This window comes from Lacinutrix algicola (assembly GCF_001418085.1).
GTDB classification, from domain to species: Bacteria; Bacteroidota; Bacteroidia; order Flavobacteriales; family Flavobacteriaceae; genus Lacinutrix; species Lacinutrix algicola.
Window position 1 is genome coordinate 67,650 of sequence record NZ_LIQH01000039.1, and the last position, 18,996, is coordinate 86,645.

20 protein-coding genes are annotated in these 18,996 nt (G+C 29.4%); 15 read left to right on the forward strand and 5 right to left on the reverse strand.

Annotated elements, in window-relative coordinates; translation table 11 throughout:
• Positions 1-41: 41 nt before the first annotated feature.
• From ASC41_RS11270 to ASC41_RS11285, 4 genes are all read left to right on the forward strand, one after another.
• Positions 42-677 carry a rhomboid family intramembrane serine protease gene (locus ASC41_RS11270; protein WP_055436751.1) on the forward strand — a complete coding sequence of 212 codons (636 nt, stop codon included), beginning with the start codon at positions 42-44 and terminating at the stop codon, positions 675-677.
• Between the two features lie 4 nt (positions 678-681).
• Positions 682-2,076, forward strand: a complete 1,395-nt coding sequence (mnmE, locus tag ASC41_RS11275) for a tRNA uridine-5-carboxymethylaminomethyl(34) synthesis GTPase MnmE (RefSeq protein WP_055436752.1) — start codon at positions 682-684, stop codon at positions 2,074-2,076.
• A 238-nt stretch (positions 2,077-2,314) separates the two neighbouring features.
• Positions 2,315-2,674: a hypothetical protein gene (locus tag ASC41_RS11280; RefSeq protein ID WP_055436753.1), complete on the forward strand. Its 360-nt coding sequence runs from the start codon at positions 2,315-2,317 to the stop codon at positions 2,672-2,674.
• A gap of 154 nt (positions 2,675-2,828) precedes the next feature.
• Positions 2,829-3,593, forward strand: coding sequence for a hypothetical protein (locus ASC41_RS11285; RefSeq protein WP_055436754.1), 765 nt, complete (start codon positions 2,829-2,831; stop codon positions 3,591-3,593).
• A gap of 263 nt (positions 3,594-3,856) precedes the next feature.
• On the opposite strand, the gene ASC41_RS11290 is transcribed toward ASC41_RS11285, so the two are convergent.
• The gene (locus tag ASC41_RS11290; RefSeq protein ID WP_055436755.1) at positions 3,857-4,117 is read right to left on the reverse strand and encodes a hypothetical protein; all 261 of its coding nucleotides are present in this window, start codon (positions 4,115-4,117) and stop codon (positions 3,857-3,859) included.
• A gap of 309 nt (positions 4,118-4,426) precedes the next feature.
• Here ASC41_RS11290 and ASC41_RS11295 point away from each other — a divergent pair, with 309 nt between their 5' ends.
• From ASC41_RS11295 to ASC41_RS11325, 8 genes are all read left to right on the forward strand, one after another.
• On the forward strand, positions 4,427-4,840 hold the full coding sequence (locus ASC41_RS11295) for an META domain-containing protein (RefSeq protein ID WP_083477195.1): 414 nt from the start codon (positions 4,427-4,429) through the stop codon (positions 4,838-4,840).
• Positions 4,841-4,887: 47 nt separating this feature from the next.
• Positions 4,888-5,976, forward strand: coding sequence for a sensor histidine kinase (locus ASC41_RS11300; RefSeq protein ID WP_055436757.1), 1,089 nt, complete (start codon positions 4,888-4,890; stop codon positions 5,974-5,976).
• A gap of 9 nt (positions 5,977-5,985) precedes the next feature.
• The gene (locus ASC41_RS11305; protein WP_055436758.1) at positions 5,986-7,314 is read left to right on the forward strand and encodes a sigma-54-dependent transcriptional regulator; all 1,329 of its coding nucleotides are present in this window, start codon (positions 5,986-5,988) and stop codon (positions 7,312-7,314) included.
• 186 nt (positions 7,315-7,500) lie between these two features.
• Complete coding sequence (locus tag ASC41_RS16930) at positions 7,501-7,665, forward strand: hypothetical protein (protein WP_160318805.1); 165 nt, start codon at positions 7,501-7,503, stop codon at positions 7,663-7,665.
• A 177-nt stretch (positions 7,666-7,842) separates the two neighbouring features.
• Positions 7,843-9,147, forward strand: a complete 1,305-nt coding sequence (locus tag ASC41_RS11310) for a Glu/Leu/Phe/Val family dehydrogenase (protein ID WP_055436759.1) — start codon at positions 7,843-7,845, stop codon at positions 9,145-9,147.
• A 25-nt stretch (positions 9,148-9,172) separates the two neighbouring features.
• Positions 9,173-9,592, forward strand: a complete 420-nt coding sequence (locus ASC41_RS11315; protein WP_055437070.1) for a GreA/GreB family elongation factor — start codon at positions 9,173-9,175, stop codon at positions 9,590-9,592.
• 11 nt (positions 9,593-9,603) lie between these two features.
• The gene (locus ASC41_RS11320; protein ID WP_055436760.1) at positions 9,604-10,023 is read left to right on the forward strand and encodes a hypothetical protein; all 420 of its coding nucleotides are present in this window, start codon (positions 9,604-9,606) and stop codon (positions 10,021-10,023) included.
• A gap of 20 nt (positions 10,024-10,043) precedes the next feature.
• Positions 10,044-10,427, forward strand: coding sequence for a hypothetical protein (locus tag ASC41_RS11325; RefSeq protein ID WP_152971466.1), 384 nt, complete (start codon positions 10,044-10,046; stop codon positions 10,425-10,427).
• A gap of 243 nt (positions 10,428-10,670) precedes the next feature.
• On the opposite strand, the gene ASC41_RS11330 is transcribed toward ASC41_RS11325, so the two are convergent.
• Positions 10,671-11,336: an HAD family hydrolase gene (locus ASC41_RS11330; RefSeq protein WP_055436762.1), complete on the reverse strand. Its 666-nt coding sequence runs from the start codon at positions 11,334-11,336 to the stop codon at positions 10,671-10,673.
• Positions 11,337-11,443: 107 nt separating this feature from the next.
• On the opposite strand from ASC41_RS11330, the gene ASC41_RS11335 reads away from it, so the two are divergent.
• A complete protein-coding gene (locus tag ASC41_RS11335) occupies positions 11,444-12,220 on the forward strand; it encodes a M90 family metallopeptidase (protein ID WP_055436763.1) in 777 nt (258 codons plus the stop codon).
• 1 nt (position 12,221) lies between these two features.
• On the opposite strand, the gene ASC41_RS11340 is transcribed toward ASC41_RS11335, so the two are convergent.
• Genes ASC41_RS11340 through ASC41_RS11350 form a run of 3 tightly spaced genes read right to left on the reverse strand, consistent with a single transcriptional unit; the run spans position 12,222 to position 17,228 of the window.
• Positions 12,222-14,051, reverse strand: coding sequence for a YfiR/HmsC family protein (locus ASC41_RS11340; RefSeq protein WP_055436764.1), 1,830 nt, complete (start codon positions 14,049-14,051; stop codon positions 12,222-12,224).
• Positions 14,052-16,769 carry a TonB-dependent receptor gene (locus tag ASC41_RS11345; protein ID WP_241489660.1) on the reverse strand — a complete coding sequence of 906 codons (2,718 nt, stop codon included), beginning with the start codon at positions 16,767-16,769 and terminating at the stop codon, positions 14,052-14,054.
• A 39-nt stretch (positions 16,770-16,808) separates the two neighbouring features.
• A complete protein-coding gene (locus ASC41_RS11350) occupies positions 16,809-17,228 on the reverse strand; it encodes a response regulator (protein WP_055436765.1) in 420 nt (139 codons plus the stop codon).
• Positions 17,229-17,463: 235 nt separating this feature from the next.
• Here ASC41_RS11350 and ASC41_RS11355 point away from each other — a divergent pair, with 235 nt between their 5' ends.
• Both ASC41_RS11355 and ASC41_RS11360 read left to right on the forward strand, forming a co-directional pair.
• A complete protein-coding gene (locus ASC41_RS11355; protein WP_055436766.1) occupies positions 17,464-18,096 on the forward strand; it encodes a Crp/Fnr family transcriptional regulator in 633 nt (210 codons plus the stop codon).
• Positions 18,097-18,165: 69 nt separating this feature from the next.
• On the forward strand, positions 18,166-18,960 hold the full coding sequence (locus tag ASC41_RS11360; protein ID WP_055436767.1) for a sulfite exporter TauE/SafE family protein: 795 nt from the start codon (positions 18,166-18,168) through the stop codon (positions 18,958-18,960).
• Positions 18,961-18,996 lie beyond the last annotated feature (36 nt).

Below are 18,996 nucleotides of genomic sequence, written 5' to 3' on the forward strand. Positions count from 1 at the left end.
AGCAGCAAATATATGCTATATTTAAAAAAACAGAATACTTAATGGGTAATTTAAATGTTGTAACAATTGTATTAATAATAGCGAATGTACTATTCTCTATTAAAGGATTTAATGACTTTAGTTTTTTCGAAAAGTATAAGTTCAATATTGGTGCTATAAAAAGAGGTGAGAAAATAAGAATGTTAACGTCTGGTTTTCTTCATGTAAATCCGCAGCACTTATTATTTAATATGCTTACATTATTTTTCTTTGCAAATGGTGTTATTTATCGCATTGGAGAATTAAGTTTTGTAATAATATATTTCGCTAGTTTAATTACAGGTAGTTTATTGTCTTACCTTTTTCATAAAAATGAATATCAATATTCGGCAGTTGGAGCAAGTGGAGCAGTAATGGGTATAATATACTCTTCAATATTATTTGATCCTTGGATGGAAATTAACTTCTTTATACCAGGTTTCGTTTTCGGGATAGGTTACTTGCTATACTCCATTTATGGTATGAAAAACAAAACAGACAACATTGGGCACGATGCCCATTTTGGAGGTGCAGTTGGTGGTTATGCAATGACTCTAATTTTAGCGCCAAGTTTACTTCAACAAGATTTAATGATGATGTTACTAATGGGTTTACCAATAGTAGTATTATTTGTCATGAAAAAAATAGGTAAAATATAGTCTTATGAATTATAATAACGATACCATAGTTGCGCTAGCAACAGCCTCTGGTGCTGGAGCAGTAGCAATAATAAGATTATCTGGTGAAGCCGCCATTACTATTGCAGACGCCAATTTTCAGTCTGTTAAAAAGAATAAATCATTAACAACGCAAAAAACGCATACTATCCATTTAGGACATATAATGGATGGGAAACGTACTATTGACGAAGTTTTAGTTTCTGTTTTTAAAAACCCAAACTCTTACACAGGAGAAAATGTAGTCGAAATTTCTTGTCACGGTTCTATATACATTCAGCAAGAAATTATTCAGTTATTTCTTAGAAATGGTTGTAGAATGGCAAATGCAGGAGAGTTTACTTTACGTGCCTTTTTAAACGCAAAGTTAGATTTAAGTCAGGCAGAAGCTGTGGCAGATTTAATTGCCAGTGACAACGAAGCCTCACACCAAATCGCGATGCAACAAATGCGTGGTGGTTTTTCTAGCGAAATTGCAAAACTACGCGAAGAATTAATGAATTTTGCTTCATTAATAGAACTAGAATTGGACTTTGCTGAGGAAGATGTAGAATTTGCCGACCGAACGCAATTTAAAGAATTAATAGTACGCATAGAGTTTGTATTAAAGCGTTTAATAGACAGTTTTGCTGTAGGAAACGTAATTAAAAATGGAATTCCTGTTGCTATTGTTGGTGAGCCTAATGTGGGTAAATCGACACTTTTAAACGCCCTTTTAAACGAAGAACGCGCCATCGTAAGTGATATTGCAGGTACCACTAGAGATACTATTGAAGACGAATTAGTAATAGAAGGCATCGGTTTTAGGTTTATTGATACTGCAGGAATTAGAGAGACAGAAGATGTTGTAGAAAGTATTGGTATAAAAAAGACTTTCGAAAAAATGGAGCAAGCCCAAGTGGTTGTTTTATTGTTTTCTGCTGAAGAGTTTAAAACCGAAAGTAAAAGATTGAAGGTAGAAATAGAGAAAATAAAAAACCGTTTCCCATTAAAGCCATTAATAATTATCTCTAACAAAGTAGATACTTTAAATGAAGCCGAATTAAGCACCTTAAAATCTCAGTTTGAAGAACTTCATTTATTATCTGCAAAAACTGGTGTTGGAGTAGAGGAACTTAAAGAAAAACTAATAGGTTTTGTAAATACTGGAGCGCTTAGAAATAACGAAACGATAGTAACCAATACACGCCATTACGATTCACTTTTAAAAGCATTTCAAGAAATAAACAGCGTAAAATCTGGTTTAGAAACTGGTATTTCGGGAGATTTATTAGCTATAGATGTTAGGCAAGCGTTGTATCATTTTGGTGAGATTACTGGTACGATAACAAGCGACGATTTGTTGGGTAATATTTTTGCGAATTTTTGTATCGGTAAATAAGTATACAAAGTAATACAAACAAAAACGTTATAAACCTTTATATTATAAGGGTTTATATTTAAAATTATAAAGTAAATACTAAAATTTGCTTTTTGTTGAGTATTGTATTATTAGCACACATGCTAACACTATTTTAAAAGCAAATGAAATAGGAGTGTATATTTAATAAAATGAGAGAATTTATACAAGAGTTCGTTTAAATATTGATAGGATAAAACATATTCAAAATTTTAATTACATGCAATTGAACCAACTACCAGGAATCTATAACATTAAAGGAAGCAATCAAGACGAAGCAGGAACAACCTATAATGGCACATTAGAATTAACCTTAAACGAAAACAATAGAGTTAACGCTAAGTGGGTAATAAACGAGAGCCAAGTACAACAAGGAACTGGCTTTTTTAAAGATAATATTTTGGTTATTAATTTTAATTATAAAGGCGATGATGAGCTTATTTATAAAGGCGTTGTGGTATACAAATGTATTACTCAAGATATTTTGGATGGGTTTTGGTCTGAGAAACATGGTAATCCATTATACTTAGCCGTTGAACGTTGTTTTAGAATTGGTACGCAAAAAGAAGCAGCTAATTAATGTTAATTAGAGTCTATTAAGAATTTAGCTAAGCGCTTTATTCTAAAATTAATATAATAATTACCGTTTAAATTAAGTAAGAAGTATAATAATATAGAGTTATCTTGCAGCCGTTTTAGTTGTAGTTAATACAATTAATATAAAAGTAACAATTATGGAGAAAAGGGAAAGTAAAGAAGACAGAGTAACCCAAATAAATAAAGTAGTAGAAAATTACTTTAATACAAATACAAAAAAGGATTGGATTCCAGTAAAAGATATTATGCCAGCTTTAATTGAAGCAGGTGTTTTTGCAAAAGATAATAAAAAAGGCTTACCACTTAGAAAAGTACTAAGAGCTTTAGATAAAGAAAATAAACTAGATGCAATACCATCTGTTCATGCACAAAGAATAGAAACTGCTGTGTATTGGTATTTAGTAAGAGAAGGTGCTGAGTTTACCGAAAATGAAGCTATAGTTAAGGTCTCTAAAAAAGACAGATCTAAAGAATTAAGAGAAAACAGCGATGAATATTACATTTTAGATCTTTGCGACGAGTTGCTTAAAGAGAAGGCCTCACGTAAACACACTTTTGCAGGTTTGTTAGGAGACATGCACAAAAAAGGAAAAACAAGAACAAAATTACCTTTAGCAGCTTTTTATGAAACAGCAAATTTAGCTATAGAGTTTACCGAAAAGCAGAACAAAACTAAAGAATATTTAGAAAAACTTGATGTAATGACAGTAAGTGGTATTACTCGAGGAGAACAGATTCTTAAATACAACAAAAGACGAAAAGATTTCCTTGAAAAAAAGGATATCAATTTAATTGAAATTGATTATTCTTTATTCGAATGCGATGATAAAAAGAATTTAAGTCGTGAAAAAGATAAAGATGTAAGACTTCTTAAAAGTATATTGAAGCAGTATATCAAATAGTATTCAGTTGAAATACTAAAAGAAAAACTCATTTTTAAATTAAGAAAAAACTACTCGAAAGGGTGGTTTTTTCATTTTTAATAATATATTAATTAGGTAAATTTCTAAGGAAAATATTTTTTACTGCTTTGTAAAAAAAGACATTGTTATAGCTATTAGATCCAGAAGATCGTATTCTTTTAATTTTTTCTATGGCTTTTAAAACTTTAAAAACAAGAACAATTAACACTATACAAATAATTGCTAGTATAAAGAATAAGTTCTTATCCATGATTAGTGGTGTTTTTATTCTGTTCTATTTTTGTATAATTTAAAATGTCTTTTTCCATAGTTTCCCAAAGCGTATTTACATTTATAAAATTGTTTGTACCATTTAAAGACTTAGACAACGTAAAGATGTATTGTTTAATGTAAGCCTCCTTTTGTTCATCGGCTACAAATGTTTTTCCATCTACAATTATAAAAGCAATTAAGGTTCTAATAATTTTTGTGAGCTCAGTTTTGTTTATGTTTTTGTCTAACATTAAATGATTGCTTTTAGGTAAAAGCTAAATTTACTTTATTTAAAAAGGAGTAATTTTTTTGAAACCGTAAAAACAAAGCTTTACGATTAAATGTAAATAAACACGATAAAATGATTAAATATGTTTTATGTAAGCAACGTAATTTCTACGGTTTCTCACTAAAACAAGAATTTATATAAATCTTAAATATTAATATAGCTATACTTTATAGTTTTTTGATTGGCTATATAATAAGTAAAAGTAAATTTGTAGATATAAGTAAATAAAAATAGTATTATAAAAACAAGAATAACATTATTAGCAATAATTATGATATCTATAATGAGTTGTAATTCTGAAAAAAAGACAAATTCTGAAGTAATAAGTGATACTATAACCGAAAAATATTGGAAACTAAAATCCTTAAACAGTAGAGAAATTAATATGGTAGAAAATCAAACATGCGAAACTTTTTTCATTTTAAAATCTAAAGATAATAGACTAAAAGGATTTGCTGGATGTAATACTTTTGGAGGTACATTTATTTTAGAGAAAAGAAATACTATTCGTTTTACAAATGTATTATCAACACTTATGGCATGTCCAGATATTACTATAAACGAAACTGAATTTTTAAAAAATTTTAACTTAACAGGTAATTACACCATAAAAGATGATGTTTTATCTTTAAGTATTGGAAAAAGAGCTCCTTTAGCTGTTTTCGAAGTTGTTTATACTAATTAATCTGTCTTTCAATACAATTGTAATATTAACTTAGAAATAGTAATTTAATGAACAGAACAGAGCAAGCATTAAAAGAGCGTATTAAAGAGCTTACTTGTCTATACGAAGTATCTTCAATCATTGTAAATGCAAATGAAGAACTTATAGAAGATACGCTTAAGGCTATTGCTTTCAGTATAAAAAAAGGATTCCAATTTCCTGCTGAAACTGAAGTTGATATTATTACAGAAGCCTTTTGTATCTCTACAGATAAACGAGAAGGAAGTATAATTGCGATTAGTTCGGAAATAATTCTTTTTAATGAAGTTAAAGGGCAACTAATTGCAAATTTAGAAACCAGTAAGTTTAAAATTGAAGATTTTTTAGACGAAGAACAATTACTTCTTGATAATATTGCCATGAAAATTGGAAACCTGTTGGAGCGGTTAGAAATTCAGAAAAATGAAACCTCCTTAAAGAGGCAAATGGAAAGAGCCGATAGATTAGGGATTTTGGGAGAAATTACCGCAGGTATTGCTCATGAACTCAACACACCTTTAGCTAATATTTTAGGCTTTGCCGAATTATTAAAAGAAGATTTAACGACTAATAATAAGCAAACTAATGATGTAGATAAAATTATTAAAAATGCAATTTTTTCTAGAGAAGTAGTTAAAAAGTTAATGTTTTTTGCTTGCGAAATGCCTCAAGAAATGAAACGTGTAAATATTGTTCCTAATGTTAAAAATGCTATTAATTTATTAGATGCAACCTTTAGAAAAGAGCAGGTAAAATATATTGTAAAAATAGAAGAAGAGGAGATGTGGCTTAAAGCAGATCCAATACAATTAACTCAAATAATTTTTAATCTATTAATAAACGCTATTTATTTTTCGCCAGTAAATGGGTTGGTAACAATAGAAGTTAAAGCATTAAAAAATGAGATTGTTCTTAAAATAATTGATGAAGGAAAAGGTTTATCAACAGACGATCAAAATAAAATTTTTCAACCATTTTTTTCAACTAAACCTATTGGTGATGGTTCTGGTCTTGGTTTAAGTGTGGTGCATGGTATTGTATCATCACATAAAGGAACAATAACAGCTAAAAACAATAAAAATAAAGGTGCTATTTTTACAGTAACACTTCCTAAATAATATATAGTTATGCAGTTACGTAAAGAAAATATACTTATTGTAGACGACGATGTAAACATTCTAGAATTGTTGCAACGCCATTTGCAATCATGGAATTATCATGTTTTTAAAGCTATCTCTGTTAAAGAAGCCGTTACTATTTTAAGAGATACTAGCATAAATTTGTTAATCACAGATTTAAAAATGCCCGAAGTAGATGGGTCTGAGCTTATAAAATTTGTGTCAGAACATTACCCGAAATTACCAAAACTAGTAGTTACTGGTTATCCTTCGGTTCAAGATTCTTTAGTAGCTATTAAATCTGGAGTGGTAGATTATTTAACAAAACCATTTACAAAATCTGAATTAAAATCGGCTTTAGATAGGTCTTTAAATTCTTCAGAAGAAAAAGAAATAGAATCTAAAAAAATACTTGTAGATAAAAATAAATCTTACGGAGAAATTATAGGTAATTCTGAAAAAATAAATAATGTTATTCAGGTTATAGAACGTGTAAAAAATAATAAGGCTACTATTTTTATTAAAGGAGAAAGTGGTACCGGAAAAGAGTTGGTTGCAAGAGCAATTCATTACCAAGGTAAATTTTCTAGAGCGCCATTTATTGCTGTAAATTGCGGTGCAATTCCAGAAAATCTTTTGGAAGCCGAGTTGTTTGGTTATTTAAAAGGCGCATTTACAGGAGCCGAAACCAATAGAGAAGGTCTTTTTCAAGCAGCAAATGGAGGTACTATTTTTTTAGACGAAATTGGTAACGCATCTTTAACTGTGCAATCGCGTTTATTACGTGTATTGCAAGAGAAGGAAGTTGTTAAAGTTGGAGCTACAAAGGCTGAAAAAATAGATGTACGTATAGTTGCTGCCACAAATAGTAACTTAAGAGAAATGATAACAAAACAAACTTTTAGAGAAGATTTGTTTTATAGACTTACAGTTGTAGAAATTGAAATTGCACCTTTAAGAGAACGAAAAGACGATATTACTTTGTTGGTAGATAAGTTTCTATTTAAATATGGAGTAGAGTACAAGGATAAATATATTCAAATTACTCCAGAAGCGCTAACCGTTTTAGAACGTTACAATTGGCCTGGAAACATTAGAGAATTGGAAAATGTTATCCAACGTGCTGTAATTATGTGCGATAAAGTTATTGATGTAGAGCATTTGCCAGAACATTTAAAATATGCTTTAAATTTTAGAGAAGGTGATTTACTACCACTAAAAACCATAGAAAAACAATACATTGAAAAAGTATTACGAGCAACAGGCAACAATAAAACTAAAGCTGCCGAAATTCTAGGAATAGACCGCAAAACTATTCGTCAAAAACTTTTAGACTAACCTTTTTGGTGGTACATTTTTACTCGGTTGGGTAATTTGTTCCCATATCAATAATTCATATTTATTTCATCTTATTATTAGAAGGCCTTTGTTTATAAGGGCTTCTGTATTTTGCTGCTTTTTTTTTAATGTTTTGGCACACGCATTGCTTTTTGGTGTATATATAACATTAAAAAAGTTTTTAATATGAATCACTTTAATATTTGCCCGAGTTGTAAACATAGCAATTCATGTGCATTAACAACACAAAAAGAGAAAGTCTGGTCGTGTAGTGAGTTTGATGAATTTAGGCCGCACGAAGCTATTATGGATAATGTAAAGCAACCAAAACGCGAACTAGAATTAGTTTAATATTAATAATTAAAATTATGATTTTCGACACATTAATTTCGGCATTTACAACTCGAAATACAATAGATAAAAACGAGAGCAGCAGAGTTTCAAGAAAAAAATATATTATAGATAAGTATAACGAGAGATCAATTACAAATAGATATTTCAAATAAGAATTAAAAAAAATCATTTATAATGACAATAGCAACAGCGAATATAAAAAAAGCAACTAAAAAAGTACCAGTAAGAGGTATGATGGATAATGTAATGGAGCAGTTTAATAGTGCTGCAGACCATATTAACCTTCATCCAAATATTAGAAAAATTTTAAGTATTACTAATAACGAAATCCTTGTCAACTTTCCAGTAAAAATGGATAATGGAGATGTAGAGGTTTTTACAGGATATAGAGTACAACATAATAATGCATTAGGACCATATAAAGGAGGTTTACGCTACCATCCAACTGTAGATATTGATGCTGCTAGAGCATTAGCAATGTGGATGACATGGAAAACATCGTTAGCAGGTTTACCATATGGTGGAGGAAAAGGAGGAATTAAAATTGATCCTTCAAAGTACTCTCAATCCGAATTAGAACGTATTACAAGACGTTTTACATTTGCTTTAGCAGATAATATTGGGCCAGAACACGATATTCCAGCACCAGATGTTAATACAAGTAGCCAAACTATGGCTTGGATTGCAGACACTTACATGAGTACGCGTCCACCTGCAGAGCGTACAGCAAATCAACATGTTGTTACAGGTAAACCAGATGGAAGTGGAGGATTAGAAGGTAGAGATAGAGCAACAGGATATGGTGTGTATTTATCAATAAAATTTTGGGCAGAAAAAAACGAAACAAACTTAAAAGGAAAAACATTTATTGTTCAAGGTTTTGGTAATGTTGGTTATTGGGCGTCTCACTTTTTAGAAAGAGATGGTGCAATTTTAGTAGGTGTTCAAGATGCTTTTGGAAGTGTTGAAAACCAAAAAGGAATTAAAGTAGAAGATCTTTTTAATTACAGCCGTATTAACGATGGTAGCATTGTAAATTTTCCAGACACGAAAACTGTAGATAAAAACAAGTTTTTTACTTTAGATTGTGATATCTGTATTCCTGCGGCATTAGGAAACCAAATTACTAAAGAAAATGCATCTAAAATAAAGGCAAAACTTATTGCTGAAGGTGCTAACGGGCCAACAAATGTAGAAGGAGAAAAAATTCTTCTAGAAAGAGGTGTTTCAATTATTCCAGATATTTTATGTAATTCTGGTGGTGTTGTTGGTAGTTATTTTGAATGGCTACAAAACCGAAATGGAGAAATTTGGCAACTAGATGAAGTTATGGCTAAACTAGATAAAAAGATGAAAGAATCTTTTAATAAGGTTTTCGATTACTCAAAAAATGAAGGTGTAGATATGCGTACAGCTGCATTTTGTATAGCAATACAACGTATTGAAAAGGCATATATACAAAGAGGAATTTTTCCTTGATTTATTAAAATTTAAGAAAGATATTATGAAGTATGGAAGTTTAATTTTAGAAAAAAAGGAGTATGTATATTTAAAACGCATACTTAATATTTCGGGTTATGCAGATGATCACGAAGTGCAAAAGTCTTTATTTAAATTATCCGAAGAACTAAAAACGGCAACTATTGTAGATGAAGAGGAAGTGCCTAAAGATGTAGTTAGGTTTAATAGTATTGTAACCGTAAAGTCGGATAAAGGTTGGGAAAGAATGTTAGAAATAGTTATCCCGCAAGATAAAAACTTATCGTTAAATAAAATATCTGTTTTAGCGCCTATGGGAGCAGCTCTTTTAGGCTATTCTAAAGAAGATGTTGTGGATTGGGATTTTCCAGGTGGAAAGCAAAAACTTGAGATTGTCGACGTTAAAAGAGAGGATACACTAAAGGGATTATATATAGTTATTTAAAACTTAATATTATGAAAACAGAAAATTTAGAAATATTCAATCACGATACTAATGTAGATGTTACACATAAAGTAAATACTATGGAGCTTGATAATTGGATAAATCATTTAAAATACATTAATAAAGAACTATCAAACCTTATTAATGTTTGTAAAAATGAACTTAATGATAAGTTAGATGATAATAGTGTTATAGTGAGATTCGAAAAAAAACAAGTTGAAAATGAAATACTTTTTAATGCTCTTAACAAGTACTCAAATTCTAGATTAAATATCGTGGAATGTGAAGACACAGAATGCGATATGGTGTATATAACAGAGCACGAAAGTTATAGAAGAAGCTACTTATATCATTTAGATAAGTATAGAAGGCTTAAAGATGAGTTTTTTAGTAAAGTACAAGGGAGGTTTACATTTGTAAAGTCTAACTAAATTATAATAATAACATAAACTTGATAACATTACATAAAATAGATTTGCATAGAAGACTATGTATTAAAAAAGATTTAAACGAGGTGTGTTCTTGGCATAACGCTTTAGAGGCTTTTAATACAGAACTAGACCACTTAAGTGTTATAGAAAAGCAATTAATAAAAAATGCTTCGGTATCTAGTACAATTCTTGCAATGCGTAGAAAAAATGTAATGCTAATGGCAAGTTTATGTAAATATGAGCAAGAGCTTAATAGAGAACTTGAGTATGGTACTACTGAATATGATTTAAATAGACTAAAAGTCCATGAACAAAGGAGAGATAGCTATGTATTAGTAATAGAGAGATTTAATATTTTCAAAAACCAGTATTACACCTTGCTTAAAAAATTTAGAAGAGACTAATTGTAAACTTTCCTTATTTTTAATAATGGATTAAAAGATGTTAGATTAATATAATCTAGCATCTTTTTTTATTTGTCATTATCTGGGTAATTTAAATTGATATTATTTTTTAGAATTGTAGCTTTTTGCATCTCTAATAGTAATTTGTGACTCGTCGATAAGCAGATTCTATTAAATTTACTCAATTTTTAATTTATAAAAAGTGTTAGAAGATTAATTACGTAAAAACAGGGATTTAAGTTTTTAATTTTTCACTAAAAGGTCATTAATTTTTTCATATAGGACGTGAGAGAAATCATTTACAACTATATCTGCTAAACTATAATCTTGATTTTTAGAATGAAAACTGTTATAGCCTATACAATAAACACCTGCAGATTTTGCTGCTTTAATTCCATTTGTAGAGTCTTCAATAACCATGCATGCTGCTCTAGGAAATCCTGAAAGTTCTGCAGCTTTTTCAAAAATCTCAGGATGTGGTTTAGAAGCTTTTAAATCTGCACCACTAATTTTAGCTTTAAAATATTGATTTAATTCAAAGCGTGTAAATACATTATTAATTGTCTGCATAGACGCAGAAGAGGCGAGTACTAAAGTTAATCCATTATCGTAATAATTCTTTATTAAGTCTAAAACACCACTTATAAGCTTTAAGCTTGGATCGCTATGAAATAGACCAGTAAAAATTTTACGTTTGCATTGTACTAATTCTTCAGGATTGTTTTCCAAGCCAAAAATATTGCAAAGATTTCTACAAACATTAATTGTAGATTGTCCAGTAGTAGATTCATATAATTCATTAGATACTTTAATATTAAAAGCATCAAACATTAAAAAATAGGCTTTTTTATGAAGTGGTTCTGTGTCTACAATAACACCGTCCATATCAAATAATATAGCTTTTAACATCTTTATTAGTTTTTGTGCTAAGATAATTATTCAGTACACTTATTAACTAAACATATATTTTTTTCTCTCTTATATTTAGAATATTTTGCAAAAACAATTAAATAAATATGATTTACACACTTGTTTTTATAGTATTAGTGGTTTTTGTATTCTATGCTTTTTCTAAAGCAAAGCCTAAGAAAGTAGAAAAAGTCCCAGACCATTGGCATAATGTATTAATTAATAAAGTACTTTTTTACAAGAATCTCTCAATAGGTGACCAAGCAATATTTAGAAAACGAATGTCTCTTTTTTTAAGTGAAATAAATATTGATGGCGTTAATACTGAAATAGAAGAATTAGATAAAATATTAATTGCTTCTAGCGGAATTATTCCTGTTTTTGGTTTTCCTAATTGGAGTTATAATAACTTAACAGGTATAATTGTATACCCAGACAGTTTTAATGAGGATTTACAGTTTTCTGATAAAGATGAAAACAAGAAAATACTAGGAATGGTAGGCACGGGAAGGTTTGAAAAACAAATGATTTTGTCTAAAAAGGCAATTAGATTAGCTTTTAGTAATAAAACAGACAAACATAATACACCGGTTCATGAGTTTGTACATTTATTAGATAAAATGGATGGGCAAACAGATGGTATACCAGAGTTTTTTTTAGGTAAAGAATATATTGAACCTTGGTTAGAATTAATGTATAAAGAAATGGAAGCTATTAATAACGATGCTTCAGATATTAGAAAATATGGTGGTACAAGTGAGGCTGAATTTTTCTCTGTAGCTTCCGAGTATTTTTTTGAAAGACCAAAGTTATTTAAACAAAAGCATCCCGAATTATATAAAATGCTATCCTTATGTTTTCAACAACCTAAAAGTAATCATTAATTTAAACAGGAATTGTAAAAAAGAAAGTACTTCCTACATTAACAGTCGATTCAAACCATATTTTTCCATCATGAGCCTCGACTATTTTCTTACAATGTGCTAAACCTATTCCGGTACCTTGGTATTGATCTCTAGAGTGTAAACGTTGAAAAATTGAGAAGATTCTTTCTTTATGTTTTTTAGGAATTCCAATACCATTATCTGTTATAGAAAATTCCCAATACTTTACATTATTAATAAGTGTTTGTCTAGCTTCAATTTTTATTTTAGGAGTAACATTTGGTTTAGTAAACTTAATCGCATTGCTAATTAAATTTTGAAACAATAAACGTATTTCTAATTCTGTTCCTTTAACTATTGGTAGGTTAGCAGTTGTAAGTTCTGTTTTTGTTCTGGTAAAAACATTATCTAAATCTGCTCTTAGTATAGTTATTAGATTGTTACAATCAATATTTAAAAATACTTTAGACTTTCCTAATTTAGAATAAGAGAGAATGCCTTCAATTAGTTTTTGCATTCTATAACTAGATTCTTTTACATATTTTAAACTTAAACGCCCGTCTTCGTCAAATTGTTCTCCATAGTCTTCGACTAAAAGATCAATTAAACTAGAAATGGTAATTAACGGCTCTTTTAAATCATGACTCGCTATATATGCAAATTGCTCAAGTTCATTATTTTTAATTTCTAATTCTTGAGATTGCTTTAATATAGCTGCATTTTTTACTTTTAGAGTTTGAGATAATTTCGTCTTTATTTTATAGTTTTTATACAGTAAAAAAGCACCAAGCAGTGCAAGTAGTATAATACCAACAAGTAAATAACTAATACTGCGTTGTGTATTTATAGTATTATTTTTCCCTTTTAATATTTCTGAATTTTCTCTTATTTCAATTTGTTGTTTCTTAATACTATCGTCTTGGCTAAGTATTAGGGCATTGCTAGAATTTATTCTATCCTCTTGATTTTTTAATATTTCTAATTGAGATAAAATAGTTTTTTCGAGTTCTTGCTCTATTTCTATTTTAGAGTTTAGTTCTTGTTTTTGTAAATTATTTTCTTGAGACAAAAGGTCTAGCCATTTTTTTCTTACGTTAGCAAGATTCTGTACAGTTTCTATAGAGTCTTTTTGTTCTATTATAGTATTTTTTTGATAAGCTATAGCTTCTTTGTTATTCTCGATTTCTTGCTCTTTGTTTTTTAAATCGGCTTGTTTTTCTGCTGTTAACTTCTTGTTTTCTTCTAAAGAGGCTTCTGTAGTTTTAAATAGTTTTTTCCATTTTTCTGAAGAACTAATACTGTGTTCATTTAAAGAATTTGCTATTGTAAAATTCTCAGCATTTAATAAGTTATTATTTATTTCGTACTCAAAGGTGTTTCCAATATTAACCATATTAATCATTGAAGTCTTATAGCTATAACCTTCACTTACTAATAGAATGTTTTTATTAGATATCTTATTCAGAATATAATCGATATCAAAATTAAAAGATTTATTAACGTATAACAACTGAACATTAGACACGTCTTTTACGCTATTAAATTTAATAATTTTTACTTTCTTGTTGTTAATGTTACGTTTTTGAGAAAGTGCTGCTAAGTCTATAAACGTTCGATCTGGACCTAAAACACCAATTTTAAATTCTAAATGGTCGTCTTGGTTTTGCCAAGTTACTTGTTCGGCAAAATTAAATATAAAAATAGCACGTTGTAACCTCTTTACTTGTTGGTTAGTAGTATTAACTTGAGCGTAGCCAAATAAAGGAAAAAACAGCAATGTTAGAGCTGTTTTTAGTATAAAGAGGTTTATTTTAGATTGCGAGTTATTCATTTATAATTTAATAAGCGCTCGTAAATAGTAATTTGCTCCATTAACGCCAAATTGTTGCACACGTCTACTATAGGTAAAGTTACCATTATCTATGTTAGCAGAGTGTTTTTGTTTGTCTGGATATACATTAAAAATATTATTACCACCAAGCGTAAACTTTACTTGTTTATTTATATCGTAAGATAGTAGTAAATCCGTTACTAGTTTAGCGGTAAATGTTTGATCTCTTGTTTCTATCTTATTTGTTAATGTATTTAATACCCAATTAGCTTGGTCACCATCTGTAGGATGTACAAATTCCACCTCACCAAAATAAGTGTTATTTAGTTGTACTTTAAAGTCGTTAATTTTATAAGAAAAACTTGTATTCATTTTAAAATTTGGTTGAGAGCTTTCAACTCTAGCAACTTCTTCTCTATTAAAAAGTACTTCTTCTTGGCCAATTAAAGATTCTGATACTTTTATAGGTCCAACAACCTTTGTTTTTGTAAAGTTAGCTCCAAAAGAAGCTTTAAACATTCCATTTGCAATAGGTTTTCTGTAATTTATTGCAGCGTCAAAACCATTGGTTTTAGAATCTATGGCGTTTGTTAAAAACTGTGCAGCACTAACATTAAAAGGTTCTAAAGTGGTTTCGTATCCTTCGGCAAAACGTCCAGATAAAACAATACGATCTTTAATTTTTATGTAATAATAGTCTAGAGTAAAAGTAAAACTCTCTTTTATTTTACCACTTAATCCTGCACTAAAATGATTTGATAATTCAGGTTTTAATTCACCAATTTTAAAAGCTTCAGATGCAATAGCACTTTCGTTATTAAAAGTACCAACTTGTACAATTTCACCATTTATAAACTGAGAACTTATATTTTGAAAATAAACTTGATGTAAAGATGGTGCTCTAAATCCTGTAGCATATCCAGTTCTTAAACTTATATTATCATTAAAAGCATAACGCCCAGATAGTTTATAAATTAATTGTCCACCAAAATCGTTGTAAGACTCATATCTAGCGGCTGTTTTAACTAAAAGCTTATCTGTAATGTTAGTTTCTAAGTCAACATAGGCAGAAGAATTTGTTCTAAATCTACTTAATTCATTTTCTGGTTGTATACCTGGAAATACTTGAGCACCGGGTATTCTTGGTTGTTCGTCTCCGTTTTCATCTATATAAGTAGATTCTCCATTAATGTAAGAAGCTTCTTCTCCAGCAATAATTTGATAGTTTTCTACTCTAATTTCTGCTCCAAAAGCTACGTTTAAACCTTTTAACCAATCATATTGTCGTGAGATATCAATATTAGAAGTACTTTGTTTGTATTGAAATCCTCCAGAATAAAAGGTGTTAGGAGATGCAATACCAAGAGAAGCATTGTTGGAGTTATTAACAGTATAGTCTAAACTGTTTTTTCCAATAGAATGACTAAAATCTAAATCCCAATTGTTTTTTACACCTTTAAAACCAATAACAATTGCATCATCTTGAATATCTGTTAATATTTCAGGAGAAAACCCATTAGGATAGAGTTCTAAAACAACTCTATCTTCATCTTTTGGCAGTCTAAAAAAACCTTTAGATTTTCCTTCTCGATAGTTTCTACCAGCATTAAAATAGAAGCGAGCAGTATTAGAAATTGGTAATTCACTATTTAAAAAAACAGATAAATTTTGTGTTTCGGCACTTCCAATTTCCATTATTTGTTTATTATCGAAACCAGTTGTACTGAAAAAATCATTTTCGGCTATTAGCAACGCATCTTCATCTGCATTGTTAGAATATACAGTTCCATTATAATTACCCGCTCTATTTACAGCATCTTTCTTTCTATATTCTCCAGTAACATTAATAAAACCTTTGTTTCCAACTTTAAAACCAAAATTAGTTCCCATATAAACAGATTTTCCATCACCTTCTGTATTTAAACCGTAACGTGCATCAATTTCTATGGTCTCTATTTGTTCTTTTAAAATAATATTAACAACACCTGCTATAGCATCAGAACCATATTGAGAAGTTGCACCATCTCTTAAAATTTCAATATGTTGTATTGAAGCTACAGGTATAGCGTTAAAATCTGTACCAACGGTTCCACGTCCTACGGTTCCATTAACATTTAGTAAAGCACTATTGTGTCTACGTTTTCCATTAATTAAGACTAGTACTTGGTCGGGACCTAAACCTCTTAAGGTTGCAGGATCAATATGATCTGTTCCATCTGCAATGGTTTGGTTTGTAGAATGAAAAGAAGGAACTAAATAATGGAGTAGGTGACTTAATTCTATTTGCGAAGCATTTGTTATTTCTTCTGGTGAAATAATATCTACTGCAGCTGTATTTTTTAATAAAGATTGTGGTTGTGCTCTTGTACCTAAAGAGACTGGTTCATCCATAGAGAAACCTGTTTTTAACTTAAAGTCTTGTAATACTGTTTCTCCTACTTTTACACTTAATGCATTTGCTTTAGTTTCGTACATTACAAAGGACGCAACAACAACGTAATCTCCCTCTTCCAAATTAAAAGAATAACTACCATCTAAGTCTGTGGTTGTTTTATAAGTGCTACCTTCAATACTAACAGTCGCTCCTGGTAAAGCACCATAATCATCAGTAACTACACCATTAATTGTAGCTCTATCTTGTGCAAAAAGATTAATTAAAGTAAAGAATAGAATAGAAAATAGTAAATACGTTTTTCTAGATTGTTTTAAAGGAGTCACAAATGTTAGTTGTTTTAAAAATAAGTAATAATAACTAAATTAATATGTTTCTATAGAAAAGTGATTTTCTATAAGGTTTGATAACAAATCAACAGATAGAGGTTTATTTATAAAATCGTCTACAGTAGCATTAGATAAAGATTTTTCATAGTCCTCTTTACTATTAGAAGTGGTAAGTATAACTATTTTAATACTTGAAGTAAAAGAGGTATCTAATTTGTTAAACTCTTCAATAAATTCCCAACCATTCATTGCGGGCATATTAATATCTAAAAAAATTAAATCTGGTTTTTTGCATAAACCATTTTTAGAATTAATAATGTAATCTAATGCCATTTCTCCATTAGTTACAGTGTTTACTTCTTGAAAGTTATCAAGTTTACTAACAACTCTTTTGTTATAAAAGTTTGTAACCTTATCGTCGTCAATTAGTAAAGCACATTTAATAATTTTTGTCATAAAGCAAATATAGCAGATATTATATTTTAAGAATTAATTAAGATAAATACAAAATTAATTTTCGGTATAAAACCGTAAAATACGTTTAAGTGGTTTATTTAACAAGTTTTTAAGAGTTATATAATTTATTATTAATAATTCTAATAAATTTTGTAATTTGTTTCTCGCGTTAAATATAAAATATTTTGCAAGATAGGGAAGACAAAACCCTAAATTTGCATGACTAAAAACAGTTATGTTAAAAACACTTACAGAACAATACGGATATTTATTTGAAGATGATTTACTTCAAGAAATTAACGAAGTCGGTATTTACAAAGAAATTGATCCCGGAACCAAACTGATAGAGATAGGAGACTATATTAAGTCTATGCCTTTACTTATTGAAGGTGCTATAAAAATTCTTAGAGAAGACGAAAAAGGAGATGAATTAATTTTATATTTTATAGAACAAGGTGATACTTGTGCCATGACATTATCTTGTTGTTTAGGTAGTTCAAAAAGTGAAATTAGAGCCATTGCAGAAACTGATACAAAACTAATAATGATTCCTGTAGAAAAAATGGAATCATGGTTAGGTAAATATAAAACTTGGCAAAAGTTTATTTTACAAAGCTATCACGATCGCATGACAGAGTTACTAGAAGCTGTAGATACTATAGCATTTTTAAAAATGGACGAGAGATTGTTTAAATATTTAAAAGATAAGGCAATGGTTAACCATAACGAAGTTATTATAGTAACACATCAAGATATCGCAAACGATTTGCATACCTCTAGAGTTGTAATTTCTAGAATTTTAAAAAAGCTTGAAATTAATGGTAAAATAGAACTTAGTAGAAACAGTATTAAAATTCTAGATTTATAGTTAGTGTAACTATTGTTACAATAAACACTTAAAAGTTAATTAAATTTACTCAATAACTTTTCTTAAAAAATGGATTTACAACAAATAGTAACATATTTAGGCGCTTTCTTTATTGGCGGAATATTAGGATTAATTGGAGGCGGAGGTTCTATTCTTACGGTACCTTTATTAGTATATTTTTTAGGGTTTAATCCAGTTATTGCTACAGCTTATTCTTTATTTGTTGTGGGCTCTTCGTCTTTAGTAGGAGTTATTCAAAAGCATCAAAAAGGATTAGTAGATTTTAAAACAGGTTTAGCCTTTTGTTTTCCATCATTTCTTGCAGTCTTTATTTCAAGACGTTATTTAGTACCAGCAATACCTGAAACACTTTTTACTATAGGAGATTTCTCATTGTCTAAAGGAATGGCAATTATGATATTTTTTGCTATAATTATGTTTTTAGCCGCCTTTTCTATGATTAAATCAAAACAAAGTAAGGCTGTAAGCAATGTTCCTCAGCCTTATTATAAAACCTTTATTCAAGGTGTAATTATTGGTGTTATAACAGGTCTTATAGGTGCAGGAGGTGGCTTTTTGTATGTTCCAGCATTAGTACTTTGGGCTGGTTTAGATATGAAAAAAGCAGTTGGAACCTCTTTAATTATTGTAGCTATAAACTCTTTAATAGGTTTTTGTGGAGATGTGCAAACCCTAGACGTAGATTGGTTTTTTCTATTAACATTTTCATTATTAACAATAATTGGAATTTTAGTAGGTGGCTATTTTTCTAAATTTGTTTCTGGGAAAAAATTAAAAAAGAGTTTTGGCTGGTTTGTATTAGCGATGTCAATTTATATAGTTTTAAAGGAGTTAGTATTATAGCTATATTATTTTGGGTTTTTACAAACATTAGTAAAT

Coding starts and splice junctions, on each gene's coding strand:
- ASC41_RS11270 (WP_055436751.1), top strand. CDS start 42: ATGGGTAATTTAAATGTTGTAACAATTGTATTAATAATAGCGAATGTA.
- mnmE (WP_055436752.1), top strand. CDS start 682: ATGAATTATAATAACGATACCATAGTTGCGCTAGCAACAGCCTCTGGT.
- ASC41_RS11280 (WP_055436753.1), top strand. CDS start 2,315: ATGCAATTGAACCAACTACCAGGAATCTATAACATTAAAGGAAGCAAT.
- ASC41_RS11285 (WP_055436754.1), top strand. CDS start 2,829: ATGGAGAAAAGGGAAAGTAAAGAAGACAGAGTAACCCAAATAAATAAA.
- ASC41_RS11290 (WP_055436755.1), bottom strand. CDS start 4,117: ATGTTAGACAAAAACATAAACAAAACTGAGCTCACAAAAATTATTAGA.
- ASC41_RS11295 (WP_083477195.1), top strand. CDS start 4,427: ATGATATCTATAATGAGTTGTAATTCTGAAAAAAAGACAAATTCTGAA.
- ASC41_RS11300 (WP_055436757.1), top strand. CDS start 4,888: ATGAACAGAACAGAGCAAGCATTAAAAGAGCGTATTAAAGAGCTTACT.
- ASC41_RS11305 (WP_055436758.1), top strand. CDS start 5,986: ATGCAGTTACGTAAAGAAAATATACTTATTGTAGACGACGATGTAAAC.
- ASC41_RS16930 (WP_160318805.1), top strand. CDS start 7,501: ATGAATCACTTTAATATTTGCCCGAGTTGTAAACATAGCAATTCATGT.
- ASC41_RS11310 (WP_055436759.1), top strand. CDS start 7,843: ATGACAATAGCAACAGCGAATATAAAAAAAGCAACTAAAAAAGTACCA.
- ASC41_RS11315 (WP_055437070.1), top strand. CDS start 9,173: ATGAAGTATGGAAGTTTAATTTTAGAAAAAAAGGAGTATGTATATTTA.
- ASC41_RS11320 (WP_055436760.1), top strand. CDS start 9,604: ATGAAAACAGAAAATTTAGAAATATTCAATCACGATACTAATGTAGAT.
- ASC41_RS11330 (WP_055436762.1), bottom strand. CDS start 11,336: ATGTTAAAAGCTATATTATTTGATATGGACGGTGTTATTGTAGACACA.
- ASC41_RS11335 (WP_055436763.1), top strand. CDS start 11,444: ATGATTTACACACTTGTTTTTATAGTATTAGTGGTTTTTGTATTCTAT.
- ASC41_RS11340 (WP_055436764.1), bottom strand. CDS start 14,051: ATGAATAACTCGCAATCTAAAATAAACCTCTTTATACTAAAAACAGCT.
- ASC41_RS11350 (WP_055436765.1), bottom strand. CDS start 17,228: ATGACAAAAATTATTAAATGTGCTTTACTAATTGACGACGATAAGGTT.
- ASC41_RS11355 (WP_055436766.1), top strand. CDS start 17,464: ATGTTAAAAACACTTACAGAACAATACGGATATTTATTTGAAGATGAT.
- ASC41_RS11360 (WP_055436767.1), top strand. CDS start 18,166: ATGGATTTACAACAAATAGTAACATATTTAGGCGCTTTCTTTATTGGC.